We start from the raw sequence: 14,408 nt of genomic DNA, 5'->3' as shown, positions 1-14,408 counted from the left end.
GCCAGCCCAGCTGCGGTCGTCGACCGTTGACCAGGATGCGTACTGTCGCGGCGTGTCCGAGGCGCGACCCCTCCGCCGGCTGCTGCGGCCGGGCAACGAACGCTGGCTGCTGCCGGCCACCGCCGCCGCGATCTTCGCCGTGGTCATCGCCGCATCGCCAGAGGTGCCGTGCCGCGAGGCGTCGCCGTGCGGCCCGGACCCGTCCGCGAACCTGCTGCTCGGGATGCTCACGGTGCTGCCGCTGCTGCACTGGATCCAGCTGGAGTTCGCCTCGGCACTGGCGTTCGCCGCCCCGGCGGCGCTGTTCGCGTACGACCTGTCCAGACCGGACGAGGACGCCGCGCTCTGGGGTTACCTGCTGCTCGTCGGTCTCGCCGCCGGCTACGCGTGGCTGACCAGGGCAGCACGGCGGCCGAGCCAGGCGGGCTGGCGTCGGCCGGCGCCGTCGGCGGTCTTCTTCGTCGTCGTGCTGATCGGTGCGGCCCTGGCGTGCGTGGCCTTCAGCGTCGAACGCCAGGAGCGGGCCGACGCGCAGCAGCGCGCCGCCCAGATCCTGGCGGCGACCGTACGGTCGCACGTCAGCTCGAGCGAGATCGAGCTCGACCTGCCCGGCGACCGGCCGTCGATCTTCGTCGAGGTATACGACGCCGACGACTTTCCGGTGGGCTCGACCACCCGGATCGCCGTCGATGACCGCGGGCTGCGTCAGCTGGTCGCCGAGCCGTACGACGCCAGCCCGTGGTATGCGTTGGCGGCGATGCTGGCGATCGTCGGTGTCGGTCTCGGCTGGCGCGCGGTCCGCACGGAGCCGCCCGCAGGCCGCCACAGCAGCCCCGGGCGTCGACGACCCGGCCGGCACGGCACCGACGAGGACGGGATCTGGGCCATCCTGTCGTCGCGGTCGGCCCGACACGCGTGGGCGGATCTGGGCCGCTGGGAGCTGGTCGTCTTCGCCGCGCTCATCGTCGGGGCGTTGGTCGTCGGGATCATCCGGCGCGAGGCGCTGCTCGTCGGTCTGCTCGACGTCGGTTGCTCCGACACCGGCTGCCGGCCCGTCGTCCTGGCGGCGCTCGGTTGGGCGATCATCGGCGTGCCGATGCTGGTGATGGTCACCGCCTACCTGTTGGGCGACGTCAGCCGGGTCACCGTCCGGGTGTGTTTCGCCGCGCTCGCCGTCCTCACCTGCGGGCTGACCGTCATGCTCGCCGAGACCGACGGCGCGGCCGATCAGGCTTCCGTCGACGCCGTCGGTCCGGAGCTGGAGCTGCTTCACCCGGGGTTCGGGGCGGCGCTGTTCGCGTTGATCCTCGGTTCGTCGGTGGCGAGGTTCGGCACCGACCGGGACGGACCACTCGCCAGGCTGCTGCGGGTCGACAGCGGCCGGCTCGGCCAGCCTGGGTTCACCTTTCTGGCCATCGGCGGCTGCCAGATCGTGGCGCTGCTCGTCGCGCTCGGCGCAGTGGCCCTGGCCGGCTGACCCGGGCCCGGCCCCCGGGTCACACCGCTGTCCGGCGGGTCAGACCTGGCCGAAGACGGCCAGCGCCGGCAGGGCCCGACCGGAGTAGCCGAACACCGCCTGGTTCTCCCAGCCGTTGCCCGACGACGGGTCGTCCGGATCCCAGCCGGAGCCGGAGACCGCCGTCCAGGTCGGCTCCCAGTAGAAGACACCGAGGCCGCGTCCGTTCGGCACCGCCTTGACCGCGTCGAAGACCGCGCGCAGCGCATCGGCCTGGCCCTGCGCAGTGGCCGGGTAGCCGCCGGCCGAGGCGAGCGAGGCGTTGAAGATGTTCGGCTCGTGATCATTCTGCGCGGTGGTGAACCCGTACGCGGTCTCCATCACCACGACCGGCCGCTGGTAGCGCGCCGCCAGGTCGTTGAGGTTGGTGCGCAGGCTGGTGATCGAGCCGTGCCAGTAGAGGTAGTGCGACACCCCGATCACGTCGAACGGCACGCCGCGCGAGGTGGCCTGGTCGAACCACCAGCGGTGCTGGCTGTTGTTGCCGCCCTCGGCCAGGTGCAGCATCACCCGCGTGTTCGCGTCGACGGCCTTGACCGCCTGCGCCCCGGCGGTCAGGAACGTCGCCAGGTTGGCCCAGTTGTTGCTGCGGCCCTCGGGCCACAGCATGCCGTCGTTGATCTCGTTGCCGACCTGCACCATGTCGGCGGTGGTGCCCTGCGCCTTCAAGGCGCTCAACACGTCGTACGTGTGGCTGTAGACGGCGTCGCGCAGCTGGGTGACGCTGTAGTTCGCCCAGGCCCGGGGTTTGTACTGCTTGCCCGGGTCGGCCCAGGTGTCGGAGTAGTGGAAGTCGACCAGCAGCCGCATCCCCTGCGCCTTGGCCCGGGCGGCCATCGTCAGCACCCGGGCCTTGTCGTTGTAGCCGTCGGTCGGGTTCACCCACACCTTCAACCGGGCGTAGTTGACGCCGGCCGAGCGCAGCAGCTGGACGGCGTCGCGCTGGTTGCCGGCGGCGTCGCGGTAGACCGCGCCCCGGTCCTCGTTCTTGGCCAACGTCGAGAAGTCGGCGCCGACCATGAACCCGCCGGGTACGCCCGGGTTGCCGGTCGGCCCGCCGGTGAACTCCACATCGTCCACGTTGATCCAGTTTCCGGCGCGGGCGTTGGAGACGAAACTGACCGTGCACTGCCCGTTGGTCACCGTCGTGGAGACCGAGATCTGCGTCCAGGTGCCGGTAGTCGGGATCGCCACCCGGGCCTCGGCGCCGGGTGCCCGGCGACGTCGCCGTCGGCGGCTTCGACGACTCCGAGGTCGCCACCGCGTCGCTGCCGCAGCTGACCACCATCCGCCAGCCACTGGGCCGGATCAGTGTCGAAATGGTCCGGCTGCTCCTCGGCCACCTGGCCGGCGACTCCCACGCCGCCGTCATCCTCCCCACCGAACTGGTGGTCCGGGGCAGCGCCTGATCGTCGATGGCCGATCGGGTCTGCCGCGTCGCGGCGGATCTGGCAGGCTGGTAGCCGTGCTGACGGTGCCGGTGCGGCAACTCGGGGAGACCGAACGCGGGGCGGTGGAACGCATCCTCGACCTCGATCCCTTCGCCGCACCCCAGGTCGCCGAACGGGTCGCCGCGCACGGACTGGCCTGGTGGCGTGCCGACGGCCGCGTCTTCGGCTACGGCCCACGGCGGCAACTCGAGTCGCTGTGCTGGCTCGGCGGGCACCTCAGCCCCGTACACGCCACTGCGGCGGCGGTCGCGGCCTTCGCCGAACGGCTCGCCATCGAGGAGCGCGTCTGTTCGTCGATCGTCGGGCGGGCCGACGCCGTACTCGGCCTGTGGGAGCAGCTGGGCGAGCAGTGGGGGCCGGCCCGCGAGGTCCGCGCCGAGCAGCCGTTGCTGGTCGCCGACCGGCCACCGGCGGTGCCGGCCGACCCCGGCGTACGGCTGGTCCGCACCGACGAGATCGACCTGCTCTTCCCGGCGGCGGTGGCCATGTACACCGAAGAGGTCGGGGTGTCGCCGATCGCCGACGACGCCGGGCGTGGCTACCAGCGGCGGGTCGCCGAACTGGTCCGGGCCCGACGCACGTACGCCCGGATCGTCGACGGCACCGTGGTCTTCAAGGCCGAGCTGGCCGTCGTCACCCGGCACACCGCGCAGGTCCAGGGGGTCTGGGTCGATCCGCTGTGGCGCGGCCGGGGGCTGGCCACGCCGGCGATGGCGGCGGTGGTCCGCGACGCGCTGCGCCGGGTCGCCCCCACCGTCAGCCTGTACGTCAACGACTACAACACCGCCGCCCGCCGGGTCTACGACCGGTGCGGCTTCCGCCGCGTCGGCACCTTCGCCACCGTGCTGTTCTGATCGGCGAGCTTTACGCATCGGGGGGCGCCGAGGTGACTGGGGCGGTGAAGAACTCGGCGAGCGCGTCGGTGAGGTGTCGCGGGGCGCGGTTGAGCGCGTCGTGACCGGCGCGCGGCACCGTCAGGGTGCGGGCATGAGGCATGACCCGGGCCAGGGCCTCGATGATGGGCGGGTAGTAGGGCGGACCGTCAGCGCCGTAGGCCAGCAGCACCTCCGCGTCGATGCCGGACCACCGCTCCGGCGGGCCGTCGTGCCAGTGGATCAGCGCGCTCTCGTCGAGTGAGGTCGGAAGTAGTTCTCCCATGGTGCGGCCGATGGGGGTTCGGATGAACAGTCGGCAGATGGCGACCTGTAGGCCTAGTGGCAGGCGCGACGCGGCCGAGTGGGTGTTGATGCCGGCGCTGGTGAGAGCCGTGGCGCGGGCGATGTCGCCGGTGCGCGCCGATTGCTGTGCGGCTGGCAGCCACCCGGCCGGGCTCAGCCCGTTGATCTGGACCGCTGGATCGTAGAGGGCGAGCCGGCTGATCGGCAGCCGTCGCGCGGCGGCGCGCAGAGCGATGAAGCCGCCGCCACTGTGGCCGATCACGTTGCAGGCTCCGGTGTGGGTCAGCAGTGTCGCGAGGTCGCCGATGTCCTGTTCGCCGTCGTAGGGCTCGGCGCGGGCAGCCGCGTCGGCCCGCCCTCGGCGGTTGTAGAGGTGCATCGTGAAACGGCTGGCCAGCCGTCGGTACATCTCGATGGTGACGCCGCCGCCGTGCACGACGACGATGCCCGGCCCGGTGCCGGTGGAGTCGAGCACGATCTCGGCGCCGTCGGCCGCTGGCACCCGTTGCCTGGTGGAGATCCTGCCCCGACCCACCGCCCTCGGCCCGCAGAGCCTCGCCTGGTTCGACCACTGCCTGGCGATCCTCCGGCCGGTGCCGGCCACGACCACCGCCAAGTTCGAGGCGATCGCCATGATGACCGGCGTGGTGTCGCTCTTCGCGCGCAGTGAATCCGCAGGCCCGCCGGTCTCCTTCGACGGGATCGACATGGCGGTGCTTCCGAACCTCTCCGCTGCCCTTACCGAGTCGCCCGCGTCGTCAGCGCCGCGCGATCTCTTCGAAGTGACCGTAGGAAGTGTCCTGCGCGGACTGCTCACCGAGGCCGGGTAAGACTGCGCTGTTCAACGGCGCGCTGTTCTGACGGCTGTCAGCTGAACAGCACGACCAGCGCAAGCAGCAGGGCGGCGACCGTGCCGGTCAGCGCGGCACCGGTCCAGCGCAGCCACCGCCGGCCCGAGCCGATCAGCGGCAGTTGACGCCAGCGCAGCGCCCCAGTCGCCGCCCCACCGGCGGCCAGTCCGGCGGCGAGCGCCCACCAGCCGGCCCACACGTCATGCCAGGCACCGGTGCCGTAGACGATCAGCAGGTAGATCAGGGCGGTCAGCGTCGAGGTGACCAGCTTGAGCCGGTCCGCCGCCGGCAGCCAACGACGCCGGCCACCGAGCGCGGCCAGGACCGGGGTGACCGCCCCGGCCAGCAGCAACAAAACGGTGACGCCGATCATCAGCGGCCCGGCACCGGTCGGGTCGTCGTCGACGGCCACTCCGAGCAGTGACAACCCGATCGGTTCGACCCCCTTGTCGGTGTTGCCCAGCACCACCACGGCGTCACCGGTGGCCGGGTCGTAGCCGACGTACGAGCGGAATCCGCTGGTAGCGCCGTTGTGCCAGACGATCTCCCGGCCGTCGTAGCTGGTGGTGAACCAGCTGTAGCCGATCCGGCTGTCCTCGCCCGCGTCGAAGCGGGCCTGCGCCGCGTCGGCTCCGGGCGCGCTGCCGTCGAGCATCGCGGCGACCAGGGTCGCCAGGTCTGGCGCCGTGGACCACGGCCCGATGCCGGCTCCGGCCAGCCCGGACGCCTGCCACGGTTCGGTGGCCTTGCCGCTGGCCATCCCGCCGGTCGCTGCGCCGTCCGGCACGGCGGCACCGTCGAGGGCGTATCCGGTGTCGGCCAGCCCGAGCGGGTCGAAGATCTCCCGCCGCACCAGCTCAGGGAAGCTGGTGTCGGCCTGCTCGGCCAGCGCGATGCCGAGCAGCGCCATGCCGAAGTTGGAGTAGTCCACCTCGCCGCGTCCGTCGCCGACCTCGGCGTCGGCCAGCGTCTCGCGGATCCGGTCGGTGTCCAGACCGGTGTACGGGTCGGTGCCGCGCAGCGCCCCCAGCGACATGGTGAGTGTCTCGGCGAGGCCGACCGGCGGCAGCCGGGGCAGCCCGGAGCGGTGACTGGCCAGCTCCGCCAGGGTGATCTCACCGACCGCCGGGTCACCGAATTCCTGATCGGGCAGGGCTTCGGCCAGCGTCGTGTCGGCGTCGACCTGCCCGTCGGCGATCTGGTCGGCCAGCACCATTCCGGTCAGCGTCTTGCCGATCGAACCGATCTCGAACGGGGTGTCCGGGGTCACCGGCTCCCCGCTGGCCCCGGCCAGGCCGGTGGTCCGGTCGCCGAGCCCGGCGGTGCGGACCTGACCGTCGACGATCCGGGCGACCGCCAGCCCCCGGTAGCCGCCGGGGTCGTCGATCACCGCGCGGACCTCGGCCGCCAGCGCGGCGTCACCGGTGTCGGTGCCGCCCAGACGGGCCGGCCAGGGGGCGATCAGCGCGGCGAGCAGCCCGCCGACGACGGCGACGACCGTCGCGACGACCATGGCGCGGGTACGGACCGGATTCATCGGTATGCTCCAGACAGGACGATCAGCAGGGGGACGACCCGCTCCGGCGGTACGGCGTACTGCCCCCGGGCCGACGAGCGCAGCCAGCCGGCACTGACGAGCTGCCGCAGGTGGTGGTAGAGCTGGCCGGTGGTGCCCAGCCCGTCGATCTCGGCCAGGGCGGCGACGGTCCGGGTGCCGGCCAGGATCTGCCTGATCAGCAGCAGCCGCACCGGGTGGGCGAGCGCGGTCAGGGTCTCGGCGTACCCGCGCCAGTCGGTGTCGAGCAGGTCGTCGACGGTGTGCCCGTACTGCCAGTCGTAGTGCTCGCCGGTGGGCAGGGTGACGGTCCCGGTGTAGAGCACCGCGCCTGAGGTGTCGCCGACCTGTGCCTTGAGCCCGTCGAGCGCCCAGAACGGGTGCCGGTCCGGGCCCGACGGTGTGTCCGGGCCGCTCGTGGTGACAGCGGGGGCGGCCGGCGACCCGGCATCCCACCGGTCGACCAGGGTTCGCACCAGCTCCTCGAGCGCGGTGACCCGCTCCGCCAGCTCATCACTCATGAAGCAACTATTACGTACCTACGTAGTTTCTGCAATCGGAGTGTTCCGGGTCACGGACAACGCTCGCCGCCGTACCCACGCACCACGCCACGATCAGCAGCAACAGCAGGCGCTCCAGCACGCCGACCAGCAGCCCCGCGCCGACCAGCAGCATCGTCAGCCCGACCGTCGCCGCCAGCGGCAGTGCGCCCGCCAGCGCCCACAGCGCCAGCCGGCGCACCGTGCGGGTCGACGCGGCGGACCACCAGGTGGCGACCATCGCGAAGACACAGCAGGCAACGGCGAGCACACTCGCCCCGCCGTGCACCAGATCGGCGACGGTGACCGGATCGTGCGGCGGCAGCGGGCAGCCCTCCCGGCACGGCACCGCCGCCGAGACGGCCGTCGCCACGGCTGCCGCGACCAGCAGCGCGGCGGCGACCGGCACCGGCCGCAGCGCCCCGCCGAGCAGTAGCAGGCTCGCCGCCAGCACCAGGAACCCCAACTGGTACGCCAGCACGTAGCCGCCGTCGCCGACGCCGGACTCGCTGACGTACCCGCGCAGTCGCGGACCGGGACCGGCGACGACCGCGACCGTCGCGGTCGCCGCCCCGCCGACCGCGCCGACCGCCGCCCCGACCGCCCACCACCTGGTACGCCACACCCCGCTACGGTGTCACAGCCCGCTACGGTGTCACGGCCCGCCCGGTCGACGCCGGCCAGCGGTCGGACCCGGGGCAGCGGGCGACCGGCTGACGGTTCCCCCGACCACATGTCCGGATCAGCGGTATTCCTCTGAGGAATAATTATTCCTCAGAGGAATACCGCCGAGCGGCACAGTTGTCCGTGGGCCCGGCGATGGCCGGCGAATCGGGCGGTCGGGCGAAGGCTCGGTCAGGCGCCGGGGAGCCGGGCGGTGCGGCCCGGTGCGGCGATCCGCAGGTCGGCCTCGATCTTCGCGACGGTGGCCAACAGGTGTGGCAGCAACTCGCGGCGGATCGACTCGAGGGTGTGGCGACTGGCGTGCACCGAGATGTTGACCGCCGCGACCACGGTGCCGGCCCGGTCCCGGATCGGTGCCGCCACCGACCGCAGGCCGTCCTCCAGTTCCTGGTCCACGATGGCGTACCCCTGGGTGCGGATCCGGTTCAGCTCCGCCCGCAGCGCCGGCACCGTGTGCAGGGTACGGGTGGTGAGCCGGTCCAGCCGGCTGCCCTCCAGCCGGGCGGTGGCCTCCTCCTCGGGCAGGTACGCCAGCAGCACCCGGCCGACCGAGGTGGCGTACGCCGGGAACCGGGTCCCGACGTTGATCGAGACCGTCATGATCCGCGACGTCGGTACGCGGGAGACGTAGACGACCCCGTCGCCGTCGAGGACACACACCGACGACGACTCGTGCACCTGCGCGACCAGCCGCTCCAGGTGCGGCTCGGCGACCTCCGGCAGCGAGATCGCCGACAGGTAGGCGTACCCCAGCTCCAGCACCCGGGGGGTGAGGGAGAACATCCGCCCGTCGGTCCGCACGTACCCGAGGTCGACCAGGGTGAGCAGGAAGCGGCGGGCGGCGGCGCGGGTCAGGTCGCAGATCCGGGCGACCTCGCTGAGCGTCAGCTCGGGATTGCGGGCGTCGAACGCGCGGATCACGGCCAGGCCGCGCTCCAACGACTGCACGAAGTGAGCTTCCCGCCCGTGCTCGCTCATGGCTCTCCCGTTGTGTTGTCGCAGAACCTTATCGAGGTTCCACCGCGCCGGGATCCACCGATGATCCCGTTGTGCTGTCGGGGTTGTGACTACCCACTTCCGTGGTCTCGGCAAGCACCCGTTGCGCCACGGCGTACGCGCTGTTCGCGGCCGGCACCCCGGCGTAGACTGCGGTGTGCAGCAGCACCTCGCTGATCTCGTCGGCGGTGAGCCCGTTGCGCAGCGCCGCCCGTACGTGCATGGCCAGTTCGTCGGTGCAGTGCAGTGCGGTGAGCAGGGCGAGGGTGATGCAGCTGCGGGTACGCCGGTCCAGTCCGTCGCGGGCCCAGACGCTGCCCCACGCGTACCGGGTGATGAAGTCCTGGAAGTCGGCGGTGAACCCGGTCGTGTTGGCGACCGCCCGGTCCACGTGCGCGTCGCCGAGGACGGCACGGCGCACCGCCATCCCGGCCTCGTGGCGCGGGTCGGCCGGTGAGGCGCTTGCCGGGTCAGTCGGCGGGTCGGTCGGCATCGACGGTCACCTCCGGTCCGGTCAGGTGGTCCAGGATCAGCCGGGACATGGTCTCCGGCTGCTCCACGGTGGACAGGTGCGCGGCGTCGTCGACGATCCGCAGGCGGGCGCCCGGGATACCGTCGGCGATCGCCGCGCCGTGCGCCGGTGGGGTCGCCGGGTCGTCGGCAGCGGCGATCACCAGGGTGGGCGCGGTGATCGAGCCCAGCCGCCCGGTCAGGTCCATCCGTTCGACCGCGGCGCAGCAGCCGGCGTACCCCTCGGACGGGGTCGCCGCGATCATGTCCCGGGCGGCCGTGACGACGTCGGGTCGGCGGGCGGCGAAGCCCGGGGTGAACCAGCGGGCGGCGACCGCGTCGGCGACGGCGCCGGTGCCCTGGGCCCGGACGGTGGCGGCCCGCTCGGCCCACGCCTGCGCCGGCCCGAGCAGCGCCGAGGTGCAGCAGAGCACCAGTCGGTCGACGCGGGCCGGGGCTGTCGCGGCCAGCCACATGCCGATCATCCCGCCGAGCGACAGCCCGACGACATGGACCCGGTCCAGCTTCCGGCGGTCGAGCAGGGCGAGCACGTCGGCACCGAGATCATCCAGCGTGTACGGACCGGGCGGTACGGGGGAGCGGCCGTGCCCCCGGGTGTCGAAGCGCAGCACCCGCAGCCCGGCGCCGGTGAGCACCGGCACCTGCGGATCCCACATCGCCCGGGTGCTGCCCAGTGAGTTGGCCAGCAGCACCACTGGTGCGCCGTCAGGTCCGACGATCTCGTGGTCGAGGTCCACCGGATGGCCCTCGGTGTTCATCAGCGCTCCCCTGGTCCGGTCGGCGGTGGTGGGCGTGCAGCGCCCGGTCGATCAGTTCGTCGTACGCGCCGAGGTAGCCGGCCGGGTCGAGCAGCTCGTCCAGCCGCGACCGGTCGAGTACGGTGCCCACCTGCGGATCGGCGGCGAGCCGCTCGGCCAGCCCGGTGGCGGGCCCGTCGGTCACCGCCGCCTTGACGATCTCGTTGGCCCGCTGCCGGCCGAGCTGCCCGGCCAACGCGCCGCTGACCCGTTCGGCGAGCAGCGCGCCGCCGGTGGCGTCGAGGTTGGCCCGCATCCGGACCGCGTCCACCCGCAGCCCCTCCAGGCAGCGGCGCAGCCAGTACGCCGCCGAGCCGACCGACTCCAGCAGGCTGCGCAGCGGCCGCCACTCGGCGTGCCAGGCACCGGCCGCGCGTTGGTGCTCCTGCGTCATGCTGGCCAGCAGGGTGGCGACCAGCCCGGGTGCCTGGGCGGCGCAGGCGAGCGCGGTGACCGCGGCGACCGGGTTGCGTTTGTGTGGCAGGGTCGACGAGCCGCCGGGTTGTTCCTCGACGACCTCGGCGATCTCGGTCTGCGCGTGCAGGGTGACGTCGCGGGCGATCTTGCTGATGCTGCCGGCGGTGCCACCGAGAACACCGGCCAGCTCGGCCAGCCGGCTGCGGTCGGTGTGCCATGGCAGCACCGGTGCGGTCAGCCCGAGTTCGGCGGCGAGCCGGTCGACCAGTGCCGGGCCGGTGGGGCCGAACGCGGCGAGGGTGCCGGCCGCGCCACCGAGCTGCACCGCCGGGACCCGGTCTCCGGCAGTGGCCAGGGCGTCGGCGGCGGTGTCCAGGGCGGTCAGCCAGCCGGCGGTGACCAGCCCGAAGGTGGTCGGCAGGGCCTGCTGCAGCAGGGTACGGGCGGGCAGCAGGGTGTCGCGGTGGGTTTCGGTGAGCCGGGCGGCGGCAGCGGCGGCCCAGACCACGTCGTCATGCAGCGGTGCCAGGGCGCGGCGGACCACCAGCATCGCGGCGGTGTCCAGGATGTCCTGGCTGGTCGCCCCGGCGTGCACGTACCGGCCGGTGTCCGGGCCGACGGCGGCGCGCAACGCGGCGACCAGCGGCACCACCGGGTTGCCGGCACCGGTGGCTCCCGCACCGATCCCCGCCAGGTCGAACCGGTGCTCCTGGGCGGTGGCGGTGATCGCTTCGGCGGCGGCCGCCGGCACCGTCCCGAGTGCCGCCTGGGCGCGGGCCAGCGCCGCCTCGACGTCGAGCATGGCGCGCAGCCACGCCTGGTCGTCGACGGCGGCGCGGACCGCTCCGGCGGCCAGCAGGGCGTCGAACAGTCCGCCCGGACCGGTCTCGGTGGGGCCGGTGTCGGGTTCAGACGGCGAAGAAAACGGTTTCATGCTCGCCCTGCAGCCGGATGTCGAAGCGGTAGCCGTCCGGTTCGGCGGTCGCGACCAGGGTGGCCCGCCGGTGCGCCGGCACCTCGGCCAGGACCGGGTCCGCGGCGTTGACCTCGGCCTCGTCCGGGAAGTAGATCCGGGTGACGACCCGGTGCAGCAGCCCCCGGGCGAAGACCGACACGTCGACGTGGGGTGCCTGCGGCCGCCCGCCGGGGCCGGGCACCGCCCCTGGCTTACGGGTGTAGATGGCGTACCCGCCGGACTCGTCGGTCGGGCAGCGGCCGAAGCCGCGGAACCCGGCCACCGCGCCCCGGGGGTCGTCCGGGTGGTCGAAACGGCCCTGCCCGTCGGCCTGCCAGGTCTCGATCAGACCGTCCGGCACCGGGTCGCCGGCCCCGTCGAACAGTCTCCCGCGTAGCCAGATCCCGCCCGGGGTGTCGGGCTCGACGACGTACGACCCGTCCGGCCAGGGCAGGCCGATCCCCAGGTACGGTCCGACCGTCTGCGCGGGCGTCAGCTCGGTCAGCTGGTCCCACACCGCTGAAGCGCCGCTGGTCATGATTCCTCCATCGGGGTCGCCTCGCGCCCGCGCAGCACGATGTCGAACCGGAACCCGAGCGCCCACTCCTCGACGGTGTTGTCCAGGTCGAAGGTCGAGATCAGCCGTTGCCGGGCGGCCGGGTCGGAGATCGAGTTGAGCACCGGGTCGTAGGCGAACAGCGGGTCGTCGGGAAAGTACATCTGGGTGACCAGGCGTTGGGTGAAGGCCCGGCCGAACAGCGAGAAGTGGATGTGCGCCGGCCGCCAGGCGTTGGCGTGGTTGCGCCACGGGTAGGCGCCGGGCTTGATGGTGACGAACCGGTAGCGGCCCATCGAGTCGGTCACCGCCCGGCCGACGCCGGTGAAGTGCGGATCCAACGGTACGTCGTGCTGGTCGAGCTTGTGCAGGTAACGCCCACCGGCGTTGGCCTGCCACACCTCCACCAGGGTGTCCGGCACGGGCCGCCCGTCGCTGTCGCGGACCTGGCCGTGCACGATGATCCGCTGGCCCTGCGCCTGGCCGTCGCGGTCGGAGCTCAGGTCGGCGTCGGCGGCGGTGACCCGACCCTCGCCCAGCAGCGGGCCGGTCACCTCGGTGAGGGTCTGCGGCAGCAGCACCAGCGGCTCGGCCGGGGCGCGCAGCACGGTGGACTTGTACCCGGGGGAGAGCAGCGGCGGGTGTACGGCGGTGTCGTCGCGGCGGTAGCGCGGTAGCAGCAGCCCGTGGGGGCTCGCATCGGGCGCGGCGTGCTCAGGCATGGACGGTTGCCTCCTCGGGGGGCGTCGACCGGTCAGGGGTGCAGCAGTTGGCGCAGCGTGGCCAGCTCCCGCGCGGTGGGCTCGGCGGTGGTCGTCAGGTCGGGGGCGACCTTCAACGGCCAGCCGGTGGCGGCGGTGACCTGGTCGACCTGCACCCCGGGATGCAGCTGGGTGAGGGTCAGTTCGCAGGTGTCCGGGTCCGGCCGCAGCAGGCCGAGGTCGGTGATGACCAGGGTCGGTCCGTGTCCGCGCAGGCCGAGTCGCTGCCGGTCGCCGGGGCCGGCGCCGAAGCCGACCGAGGTGACGAAGTCGACGCGGTCGACGAAGGTCCGTCGGCTCTGCGGCACGATGACGATCACCTCGCAACAGGAGGCGGCGATCTCCGGCGCACCGCCGGCACCCGGCAGCCGGACCTTCGGGTCGGCGTACGTGGCACCGATGACGGTGGTGTTGATGTTGGCGTACCGGTCGATCTGGGCGGCGCCGAGGAATCCGACGTCGATGCGGCCGGGCTGCAGCCAGTAGTTGAAGATCTCCGGCACCGAGACGACCGCGTCGGCGGTTTCGGCGAGGACGCCGTCGCCGATGGACAGCGGGAGCCGGTCGGGCTTGGCCCCGATCGTGCCGGACTCGTAGATCAGCACGAGCCCGGGGGAGTGGGTACGGCGGGCCAGGTTGGCGGCGGTGCTCGGCCGGCCGATGCCGACGAAGCAGCGTGCCCCGTCGCGCAGCGCCCGGGCGGCGGCGACGGTCATCATCTCGTCGAGGGTGAAGTCCGTGCTGGCGGTCGGGTCACTCATGCGGCACCCCCGTCGGTCGGTGCGGCGGCGGCCGTGGGGTGCATCAGCGTGTCGAGCCAGCGGGTGAACGTCTCGCGGTCCCGGCTGATCTCGTCCCACTGCTGGTAGTAGGCGTTGTCCCGGTCGCTGTAGCTCATCGCGTAGGAGGGGTGGGCCCCGCCGGGGACCTCGGCGACCCGGGTGATCGCCCAGCCGGGCAGCACCATCGCGCCGGGGCGGGGCTCCAGCTCGTCGACGATCTCCTCGACGGTGACCAGAGACCGTTTCGCCGCCAGGACGACCTCCTTGTGCACCCCGGTGATGCCCCACACCTGGACGTTGCCCTGCCGGTCGGCGCGTTGGGCGTGCACGATGCCGACGTCGGGGTTGAGCGCCGGTACGGCGGTCAGCACCTCGCCGGTGAACGGGCAGGTGATCGGCGCGATGGTCGCGGTGTGGGCGACCAGGTCGGTGCCGACGTAGCCGCGCAGGACGGCGAAGGGCAGCCCGGCGGCGCCGGCGACGTACCGGTTGGCCATGCCGGCGTGGCTGTGTTCCTCGATCTCCAGTGGCCGGGGCCAGCCGCGCTGCACCGCGTCGCGGAACCGGTGCAGTGATCCGACGCCGGGGTTGCCCGCCCAGCTGAAGATCAGTTTGGCGGCGCAGCCGGCGCCGATCAGCTGGTCGTAGACGATGTCCGGGGTCATCCGGATCAGCGTCAGGTCCCGCCGGCCCTGGCGGATGATCTCCTGCCCGGCGGCGGTGGGGATCAGGTGGGTGAAGCCCTCCAGGGCGACGCTGTCGCCGTCGTGGACCAGCTCGGCGACAGCGTCGGACAGTGAGGAGATTTCACCCATGCCACATCCCCGGTGCGTGTGTAG

General features: G+C 72.8%; 17 protein-coding genes. 4 read left to right on the top strand and 13 right to left on the bottom strand.

Annotated elements, in window-relative coordinates; genetic code table 11:
* Window positions 1–52: 52 nt before the first annotated feature.
* A complete protein-coding gene (locus tag ACN28F_RS06505) occupies window positions 53–1,477 on the top strand; it encodes a hypothetical protein (protein ID WP_421357220.1) in 1,425 nt (474 codons plus the stop codon).
* 39 nt (window positions 1,478–1,516) lie between these two features.
* Here ACN28F_RS06505 and ACN28F_RS06500 read toward each other — a convergent pair whose 3' ends face one another.
* Window positions 1,517–2,710 carry a glycoside hydrolase family 53 protein gene (locus ACN28F_RS06500; RefSeq protein ID WP_421357219.1) on the bottom strand — a complete coding sequence of 398 codons (1,194 nt, stop codon included), beginning with the start codon at window positions 2,708–2,710 and terminating at the stop codon, window positions 1,517–1,519.
* 17 nt (window positions 2,711–2,727) lie between these two features.
* On the opposite strand from ACN28F_RS06500, the gene ACN28F_RS06495 reads away from it, so the two are divergent.
* Together ACN28F_RS06495 and ACN28F_RS06490 are read left to right on the top strand one after the other, a co-directional pair.
* Entirely contained in the window at window positions 2,728–2,925 is a 198-nt protein-coding gene (locus tag ACN28F_RS06495) for a substrate-binding domain-containing protein (protein WP_289207172.1), read from the top strand.
* Between the two features lie 56 nt (window positions 2,926–2,981).
* Window positions 2,982–3,821 carry a DUF4081 domain-containing GNAT family N-acetyltransferase gene (locus ACN28F_RS06490; RefSeq protein WP_289207171.1) on the top strand — a complete coding sequence of 280 codons (840 nt, stop codon included), beginning with the start codon at window positions 2,982–2,984 and terminating at the stop codon, window positions 3,819–3,821.
* Between the two features lie 10 nt (window positions 3,822–3,831).
* Here the strand turns inward: ACN28F_RS06490 and ACN28F_RS06485 are convergent, their stop codons facing one another.
* A complete protein-coding gene (locus tag ACN28F_RS06485; protein ID WP_421357218.1) occupies window positions 3,832–4,647 on the bottom strand; it encodes an alpha/beta fold hydrolase in 816 nt (271 codons plus the stop codon).
* A 10-nt stretch (window positions 4,648–4,657) separates the two neighbouring features.
* Between ACN28F_RS06485 and ACN28F_RS06480 the strand changes: the two genes are divergently transcribed.
* Window positions 4,658–4,975, top strand: a complete 318-nt coding sequence (locus ACN28F_RS06480; RefSeq protein WP_421357217.1) for a hypothetical protein — start codon at window positions 4,658–4,660, stop codon at window positions 4,973–4,975.
* Window positions 4,976–5,012: 37 nt separating this feature from the next.
* On the opposite strand, the gene ACN28F_RS06475 is transcribed toward ACN28F_RS06480, so the two are convergent.
* The 11 genes from ACN28F_RS06475 to ACN28F_RS06425 all read right to left on the bottom strand — a co-directional run bounded on the left by ACN28F_RS06475 (window position 5,013) and on the right by ACN28F_RS06425 (window position 14,384).
* Window positions 5,013–6,533: a serine hydrolase domain-containing protein gene (locus tag ACN28F_RS06475; protein WP_289207168.1), complete on the bottom strand. Its 1,521-nt coding sequence runs from the start codon at window positions 6,531–6,533 to the stop codon at window positions 5,013–5,015.
* Entirely contained in the window at window positions 6,530–7,072 is a 543-nt protein-coding gene (locus tag ACN28F_RS06470) for an ArsR/SmtB family transcription factor (protein WP_289207167.1), read from the bottom strand. Before ACN28F_RS06470 ends, ACN28F_RS06475 begins: the two co-directional genes overlap by 4 nt.
* A gap of 10 nt (window positions 7,073–7,082) precedes the next feature.
* Window positions 7,083–7,715 carry a DUF998 domain-containing protein gene (locus ACN28F_RS06465; RefSeq protein WP_289207166.1) on the bottom strand — a complete coding sequence of 211 codons (633 nt, stop codon included), beginning with the start codon at window positions 7,713–7,715 and terminating at the stop codon, window positions 7,083–7,085.
* 230 nt (window positions 7,716–7,945) lie between these two features.
* Window positions 7,946–8,752, bottom strand: coding sequence for an IclR family transcriptional regulator domain-containing protein (locus tag ACN28F_RS06460; RefSeq protein ID WP_289207165.1), 807 nt, complete (start codon window positions 8,750–8,752; stop codon window positions 7,946–7,948).
* Between the two features lie 28 nt (window positions 8,753–8,780).
* Complete coding sequence (gene pcaC, locus ACN28F_RS06455; RefSeq protein WP_289207164.1) at window positions 8,781–9,263, bottom strand: 4-carboxymuconolactone decarboxylase; 483 nt, start codon at window positions 9,261–9,263, stop codon at window positions 8,781–8,783.
* Window positions 9,241–10,059, bottom strand: coding sequence for a 3-oxoadipate enol-lactonase (pcaD, locus tag ACN28F_RS06450; protein ID WP_289207163.1), 819 nt, complete (start codon window positions 10,057–10,059; stop codon window positions 9,241–9,243). The genes pcaC and pcaD overlap by 23 nt, the downstream gene beginning before the upstream one ends.
* Window positions 10,007–11,449: a 3-carboxy-cis,cis-muconate cycloisomerase gene (pcaB, locus tag ACN28F_RS06445; RefSeq protein ID WP_289207162.1), complete on the bottom strand. Its 1,443-nt coding sequence runs from the start codon at window positions 11,447–11,449 to the stop codon at window positions 10,007–10,009. The genes pcaD and pcaB overlap by 53 nt, the downstream gene beginning before the upstream one ends.
* Window positions 11,424–12,008 carry a protocatechuate 3,4-dioxygenase subunit alpha gene (gene pcaG / locus ACN28F_RS06440; RefSeq protein ID WP_421357216.1) on the bottom strand — a complete coding sequence of 195 codons (585 nt, stop codon included), beginning with the start codon at window positions 12,006–12,008 and terminating at the stop codon, window positions 11,424–11,426. The genes pcaB and pcaG overlap by 26 nt, the downstream gene beginning before the upstream one ends.
* Window positions 12,005–12,748, bottom strand: coding sequence for a protocatechuate 3,4-dioxygenase subunit beta (pcaH, locus tag ACN28F_RS06435; protein WP_421357215.1), 744 nt, complete (start codon window positions 12,746–12,748; stop codon window positions 12,005–12,007). The genes pcaG and pcaH overlap by 4 nt, the downstream gene beginning before the upstream one ends.
* A 32-nt stretch (window positions 12,749–12,780) precedes the next feature.
* Window positions 12,781–13,548 (bottom strand): CoA-transferase subunit beta, encoded by a 768-nt coding sequence (locus tag ACN28F_RS06430; protein ID WP_421357214.1) that lies wholly within the window; start codon window positions 13,546–13,548, stop codon window positions 12,781–12,783.
* Window positions 13,545–14,384 carry a CoA transferase subunit A gene (locus ACN28F_RS06425; RefSeq protein ID WP_421357213.1) on the bottom strand — a complete coding sequence of 280 codons (840 nt, stop codon included), beginning with the start codon at window positions 14,382–14,384 and terminating at the stop codon, window positions 13,545–13,547. Before ACN28F_RS06425 ends, ACN28F_RS06430 begins: the two co-directional genes overlap by 4 nt.
* Between the last annotated feature and the right edge of the window lie 24 nt (window positions 14,385–14,408).

This window comes from Solwaraspora sp. WMMA2101 (assembly GCF_049179175.1).
GTDB lineage: Bacteria > Actinomycetota > Actinomycetes > Mycobacteriales > Micromonosporaceae > Micromonospora_E.
This window is presented reverse-complemented; position numbering and strand designations above follow the sequence as displayed.